Source organism: Paraburkholderia sp. (assembly GCF_026225065.1).
GTDB lineage: Bacteria > Pseudomonadota > Gammaproteobacteria > Burkholderiales > Burkholderiaceae > Paraburkholderia.
Genome location: NZ_JAMFSB010000398.1, coordinates 1 through 6,247, shown reverse-complemented (window position 1 = coordinate 6,247; position 6,247 = coordinate 1). Strand labels below are relative to the sequence as shown.

At 59.2% G+C, this 6,247-nt stretch carries 5 protein-coding genes and 1 pseudogene; 2 read left to right on the top strand and 4 right to left on the bottom strand.

Going from position 1 to position 6,247, the window contains the following annotated elements; genetic code table 11:
• The 3 genes and pseudogenes from M0954_RS27685 to M0954_RS27675 all read right to left on the bottom strand — a co-directional run.
• Nucleotides 1-187 (bottom strand): annotated as a pseudogene (locus M0954_RS27685) (sodium:solute symporter family protein); the annotation flags it as partial.
• Nucleotides 184-399: a DUF3311 domain-containing protein gene (locus M0954_RS27680; RefSeq protein ID WP_123386331.1), complete on the bottom strand. Its 216-nt coding sequence runs from the start codon at nt 397-399 to the stop codon at nt 184-186. The gene M0954_RS27680 and the pseudogene M0954_RS27685, both read right to left, overlap by 4 nt.
• A 173-nt stretch (nt 400-572) precedes the next feature.
• A complete protein-coding gene (locus M0954_RS27675) occupies nt 573-1,769 on the bottom strand; it encodes a porin (protein ID WP_297356686.1) in 1,197 nt (398 codons plus the stop codon).
• 320 nt (nt 1,770-2,089) lie between these two features.
• Between M0954_RS27675 and M0954_RS27670 the strand changes: the two genes are divergently transcribed.
• Entirely contained in the window at nt 2,090-3,904 is a 1,815-nt protein-coding gene (locus tag M0954_RS27670; protein ID WP_297356684.1) for a methyl-accepting chemotaxis protein, read from the top strand.
• 25 nt (nt 3,905-3,929) lie between these two features.
• On the opposite strand, the gene M0954_RS27665 is transcribed toward M0954_RS27670, so the two are convergent.
• Nucleotides 3,930-5,120, bottom strand: a complete 1,191-nt coding sequence (locus tag M0954_RS27665; protein ID WP_297356682.1) for a M20 aminoacylase family protein — start codon at nt 5,118-5,120, stop codon at nt 3,930-3,932.
• Nucleotides 5,121-5,351: 231 nt separating this feature from the next.
• Between M0954_RS27665 and M0954_RS27660 the strand changes: the two genes are divergently transcribed.
• Nucleotides 5,352-6,247 (top strand): LysR family transcriptional regulator (locus M0954_RS27660; RefSeq protein WP_297356680.1); only part of this gene is annotated, 896 nt, incomplete at its 3' end.

The following is a 6,247-nucleotide window of genomic DNA, read 5'->3' as shown; positions in this document are numbered from 1 at the left end:
TGCCGCCGAGAAAGGTGAAGGTGGTGTAGATCTCGCCTGCCATCAGCAGGAACACGAACGCGGTGCCGAAGCTGCGGCCGCCGACGGTCCATTGTTCGAGACTCATGTCGTGACCGCGCTTGGCGCGCAGCCCGAGAAACAGCGCGAACGCCGTGAAGAGGGCGATGATAACGAGAGCGCTGCTCATGATCGGGCCTCTTCAGTATCGACGGCGGTCTGACGGTTGGTGGGATCGAACCGGTAGACGATCGCCATGATGATCGAGATCAGGATCACCCATAGGACGATCCATGCAAGCACGAACGGCATGCCCAGCACGAGTGGCTCGACACGGTTGACGAACGGCACGCCGAGCAGAATGCCGATGAACGGCAGCGCGGCGAGAATACGAAGGAACATGGGAAGCAACTCCTCGAACGGACAGGTGCGTCTGGGACGCCCGGTTTTCCCTGATAGGTCGGCAGACACCATCGTGGCAACGTCACCTGCCTGGAGCAAGGACGTCCACGATCGAGCGCTGATTGATGAAAGGTTTGCCTGACAGACCGGCCGCTTGAGCGGCCGGTCCCTCCTTAGAACTTGTGAGTGATGCCGAAGATACCGGCGAGCTGGTGGTTGTTAGCCGAGTAGGCGCTGCTATACAGGTCGGCAACCGCCTGTTTGCCCGTGGAGTCGATACCCGATGCCGTTTCGTAGAAACCGGTCGCGTAGAGCGAAGTGCGCTTCGACAGCGAGTAGATCGCGCCCAGGGTGAACTGGTTGTACTTCGCGCTGCCCAGGTTGTCCGCGCCGCCGTTGTGTGTGTAGATGTACGCGCCTGCCAGCAGCAAAGCCGGGTTCACCTGGTACTTCAGATTGATTTCACCCGAGTTGAAGGTTGCCGTACCGCCGTCGTACTTCGGAGCGGCAATCGCGCCGACGGCGTTGACCGCACCCAGGTTCTGGAATTGCGTGTTCGAATACACCAGGCCGATGGTTGCCGGGCCGAGCGCATACGATCCGCCCGCCACGATGATCTGCTGCGAACCGGCCGACGCGTAGCCGCCGTAGATCTTGTTGTTCATGTTGTCATTCGCACCCGTGGCCGCAGTCGTCGGCGAGGATGAGTTGCCTTGATCGCCGTAGGTTGCGTAATACGGATCCTTCACGAACGTGTAGCCCGCGCCGACGCTGACCGACCCGTTCGTATAAGAAACTGCAGCGTCCGTCACCGAGTTCTGCGAGAAGCTGCCCGCCACACCGCCCAGGCTGTACAGCACGCCCGCTTGCAGGCCGTTGTAGTTCGCGCTTTCGTACTTGAGCGAGTTCTGGATGCGGTTCGACGTATCGATGTTGTCGACGTCGCTCGCGCGCGTGCCATAACCGAGGCCCGAATCCGCCCAGTCAGCGCCCGACGCAAACGGCGAGACCAGGTCGTTGCTGACCGAGTATTGACGGCCAGCCGTCAACGTACCAAACGTCGTGCTGCTCAAACCGACGAAGGCTTTACGGCCGAATTCCAGGCCGCCCTGCGACAGCGCGCCAGTGGCCGTGGCGTAGCCGTTTTCGAGGGTGAAGATAGCCGACAGGCCGCCGCCGAGGTCTTCCGTACCCTTCAGGCCCCAGCGCGACGAGGTGCCTTGCGAAAGCGAGTACTGGTGCAGACCTTTGACATTGTTGTTGACGAGAATGCCTGTGTCGACAACGCCGTACAGCGTCACACTGCTTTGCGCATGTGCGACACCTGCGAACGCGCCGAGTGCGGCGAGCGAGAGAAGCGACTTTTTCATTCAAACATCTCCTGGAAGTTCACTGCGTAGTGGGTACAGCGGTGTTTTTTGTATTCATCGTGGTGATGGAGGACACTTTTCAATCATTAGGTTTCCAGACCATTGAAAATCAGGAGACATGGTAGAGAGGATCGTTTCTGGCGGCCAATACCTAAATAAATCGTCATCTATGCCTGAATGGTATAGCTCGCACTTCTAAAGTTCGGGCGGTGAGGGCCGTAAAGTTCGAATAGCGGGCGCAATGGAAGCCGATAGCCGGTGGCTCGAATCCGCACATCAGCGCCTACGCAACTGTGCTCATCTGTTCAATGGGGTTAGTCATGATTTCTTCTTTGCGCACCAGGATCCTTGTTATCTGCTCGGCGACCGTCGTCGGTGCGCTCGCGTTATCAGGTGGGGTGACCTACAGCATCGTTCGAAGCAACATGATGGATTCGATTGCCGAAAACCTGGCGGCAATCGCCAGCAGCAACACGCTGACGATCGTGCAATGGGTGAAGTCGAAACAACGCGCAGTCAGCGAAACCGCTGAGATCGCCGAGCCGGGCGATCCGCAGCGCTACGTCGCACAGATGGCGCGCATCGGAGGCTTCGGTGTCGCGACCGCGGGCTGGCCGGACAAGACGTTTTTTTCGACTAACAAGACGCCGCCTGGCTACGATCCGACTGTGCGCCCGTGGTACACGACTGCAATGGCGAAAGGCCAGTTCGTCGTGACCCAGCCTTATCCCGATGCATCGACGCACATTCCCTATGTTTCGTTTGCCGCACCGACGCTCCGCGATGGTCACGCGATCGGCGTTGTCAGTGGAGCGGTAACGCTCGACGGCATTCGCGATGTCGTGAACGCAGTGCATCCCACGCCGTCGAGCCTGGCTTTCGTGGTGTCGAAGGATGGCCAGATCGTTGCCCATCCGGACGCTGCACTGACGCTCAAACCATCGACGGCAGTCGCGTCCGATCTGACGGCCGATGCGCTCGCGCAACTCGTGGACCAGCACGAATTGCGTGCGATCGATATCGGCGGCGCATCGAAGCTGTTGAAAGTGCAGGCGGTGAACGGCACGGACTGGTATCTCGTCGTCGCACTCGATGAACACGAAGCGACCGCCGGTTTGCGGGACATGCTGCGCGCGATGACCGCTGCGTTGATCGCGCTGACGTTAGCCGCAGTGGGCATCGCCGCCTGGCTCACGTCGAAATCATTCAGACGTCTTGGCGAAGTACGTGACGCAATGGCGGTGATCGGGTCCGGAACGGGCGATCTGACCCACCGTTTGCAGGTCGTCGGCAACGACGAAGTCATGCAGATCGCGACGGCGTTCAACGGTTTCGTCGACAAGATCGGTGCACTGTTGATGGAGGTCCGCATCAACGTCGAGGCGATGAAGGCCGCTACTACCGAGATTGAAGCGGGCAATCGCGATCTGTCGCATCGCACAGAACTGTCGGCGAGCAGCTTGCAGGAAACCTCGGCAGCGCTGACTCAATTGACCACGAGCATCCGGACTTCAGTGGACGCATCGACGCAGGCGAGTCGTCTCACGTCGTTGACCAGCGAAGTCGCGCGACGCGGTGGCGTGGCGATGTCCCAGGTCGTCGCGACGATGGATGAAATATCGCGCTCATCGGCGTCGATTACTGAGATCATTGGCGTGATCGATGGCATCGCATTCCAGACCAATATCCTTGCGCTGAATGCGGCGGTCGAAGCGGCGCGCGCGGGTAACAATGGACGTGGCTTTGCGGTGGTCGCAGCCGAAGTGCGAAGCCTCGCGCAGCGTAGCGCGAAGGCAGCGGCGGAGATCAAGAACCTTATCGGCGTATCGGCTACGAACGTGCAGGCGGGTGCACAGACTGTGAACGCAGCGGGCGCGACCATCAGCGAAGCCGTGAAAGAGATCGAGTCCGTGAACCGCATCATCCTCGAGATCGAAGGCTCCATGAACGAGCAAAGCGTCGGGATCAGTCAGATAGACCGCAGTGTCGCCGAGATGGACCGCGCGACGCAGCAGAACGCTGCGCTTGTCGAGCAGTCGTCGGCGGCGTCTTCATTGCTCAACGAGCGCGCGCAGAGTCTTGTCGATGTCGTCGGACTCTTCAAGTTGCGTGAAACGGCAGAGCAGGATGTTTGATCCGCTGCGATCCGCTGGATCGCTATCAAGCATGCAAAGGAAGCCACGCGCGCGCAAGCGACACCCACCATGCGATGCCGGGCTTGAGCACCGCGTCGTTGAAATCGTAGTTGGCGCTATGCAACGGAATCGTGCATCCGCAGCTACCTTGCTCTGTGCCGTCGCCATTGCCGATGAAGACATAGCAGCCGGGACGATGCTGCATATAGAACGCAAAATCTTCCGAGGGCATTTGTGGATCGATCGCTTCATCGACATTCTCCGCACCGACGAGCGTCCTCAGCACGTCCGCCGCAAATGCCGTTTCCTTGCGATGATTGACGAGTGGAGGGTACATACGCTCGAACGCGAACTCGGCGCGAATGCCAAATGCAGCGGCGATGCCGTCGGCAATTTCCTTCATGCGCTTTTCGATCAGATCGAGTACGTCGACGCTGAATGTGCGCACGGTTCCTTTCAGACGCGCGTGTCCGGGAATCACGTTGACGGTGTTTCCCGCGTGAATTTCCGTGACGGACAAGACTGCGGCAGCGTTAGGATTTACATTGCGCGACACAATTGTTTGCCACGCCTGCGTTAGCAAGGTCGCTGCAATCACAGGATCGACGCTGCGGTGCGGTTGTGCAGCGTGCGACCCGAAGCCGATTAGCTCGACGCTAAAGGTGTTGCTCGATGCCATGATCGCGTCCGGCCGCAACGCAAATTGACCGATTCCGATGCCAGGCCAGTTGTGCGCGCCAAACACGGCGTCCATCGGACAGCGTTCGAAGAGGCCATCTTCGATCATCATTCGTGCGCCAGCGCCGCCTTCTTCAGCAGGCTGGAAAATGAAATTGACGGTGCCCTCGAAATCACGATGTTCGGCGAGGTAGCGCGCTGCACCAAGCAGCATCGCTGTATGCCCGTCATGACCGCATGCATGCATGCGTCCAGGGAAACGCGACGCATAGGCAAAGCGATTGTTCTCCTGTATAGGTAGTGCGTCCATATCGGCGCGCAGTCCGATCAAACGCGTACTGCGCCCGTTGTGCAGTACGCCGACAAGACCGTGGCCGCCGATGTCGCGTTCAACGTGAATGCCCCATCTCGTGAGCAGGTCCGCGACATACGCGGAAGTTTGCTGCTCCTCGTGACGAAGTTCTGGATGGGCGTGAAGATGGCGTCGAATCCGGATCAGATCGTCTTCGATGGCGGTGAGGCGTGGATCGTTAAGCATGCGTTAGTCCGTGAGTGCAACTTGCTGTCGTTGATTGCTCGCCAACTTAACTCCGACGCGAACCTTTGTTGGCATACTGTTTAGAAATACTGGTTATACCTTCGAGGCATAGGGCAACGCCAACTCAGTGCCAGCAAGGATTACACGGCACTGCTGACAATCTCGTCAGCGGGTAACTCCGGCTTTCACGGCGAGTTTTGATCTGTCATGCTCGACGTCACGCATTCCGTCATGAAGAACATGGACATCCGGCACCTTCGATATTTTCTTGCTGTTGCAGACTCGGGCAGCGTCGCTGCGGCGGCGCGTCGATTACATATCGTGCAGCCCGCATTGAGCCGGCAAATCCGCGATCTTGAAGATGAACTCGGCGCGCCGCTTTTCTCGCGCAGTGCGAAGGGCGTCGAACTCACGGCTGCCGGTGAGCAGTTCGCACTGGATGCGCGACGACTGCTGATCGACATGGAATCGGCAAGGCAACGCGCGCTGCGTGTCGCTCAGGGTGGTGCGGGCTCATTGCGGATTGGCGTCTCGCCGACATATGGTTGGCATCCAGACATCCTGTCGCGGATCAACAACTTCAGACAAAGTCATCCGGATGTGTCATTGCGCGTCGAACCATCGCTCGCCGCGAAACAACTGGAGGCGCTGGCCGATGGCAGACTCGACGGTGGCTTTCTTGGCTGGCGCGATCTGAGTGACCCGCGTTTCGAGGCGGTCACGGTATTTCGTTGTGGGCTTAGGCTTGCGGTGCCGCGCCGTGAGTCCAGCCCGTTTGTCGTGCCACAACGCCTGGCCGATCTTGCCGATCAACCGTGCGTGTGGTTCGATCGCGATGTCGCGCCGCCGTACTACGATTTCCTGATTCGACAGTGCCAGCTAGCGGGCTTCTTGCCGAACATCGTCCAGCTCGGCGGCGACACGATGACGATTCTCGGTCTTGTTGCGGCTGGCATCGGTTACTCGATCGTGCCGGATACGTCGGTGCATAGCTGTCCTGCGGCGACGCGTCTCATCACGCATCCCGAACTGACGCTGACCTATCCCGTCGAATTTGTCTGGAAACGGGATCACGAGAATGGCCCGCTCGCGCGGTTCATTCGCGAAGTCGAAGCCTATACGGCTCG

Bases quoted from the DNA above. Each gene is read 5' to 3' on its own strand.
- M0954_RS27680 (WP_123386331.1), bottom strand. From the start codon at position 399: ATGTTCCTTCGTATTCTCGCCGCGCTGCCGTTCATCGGCATTCTGCTC.
- M0954_RS27675 (WP_297356686.1), bottom strand. From the start codon at position 1,769: ATGAAAAAGTCGCTTCTCTCGCTCGCCGCACTCGGCGCGTTCGCAGGT.
- M0954_RS27670 (WP_297356684.1), top strand. From the start codon at position 2,090: ATGATTTCTTCTTTGCGCACCAGGATCCTTGTTATCTGCTCGGCGACC.
- M0954_RS27665 (WP_297356682.1), bottom strand. From the start codon at position 5,120: ATGCTTAACGATCCACGCCTCACCGCCATCGAAGACGATCTGATCCGG.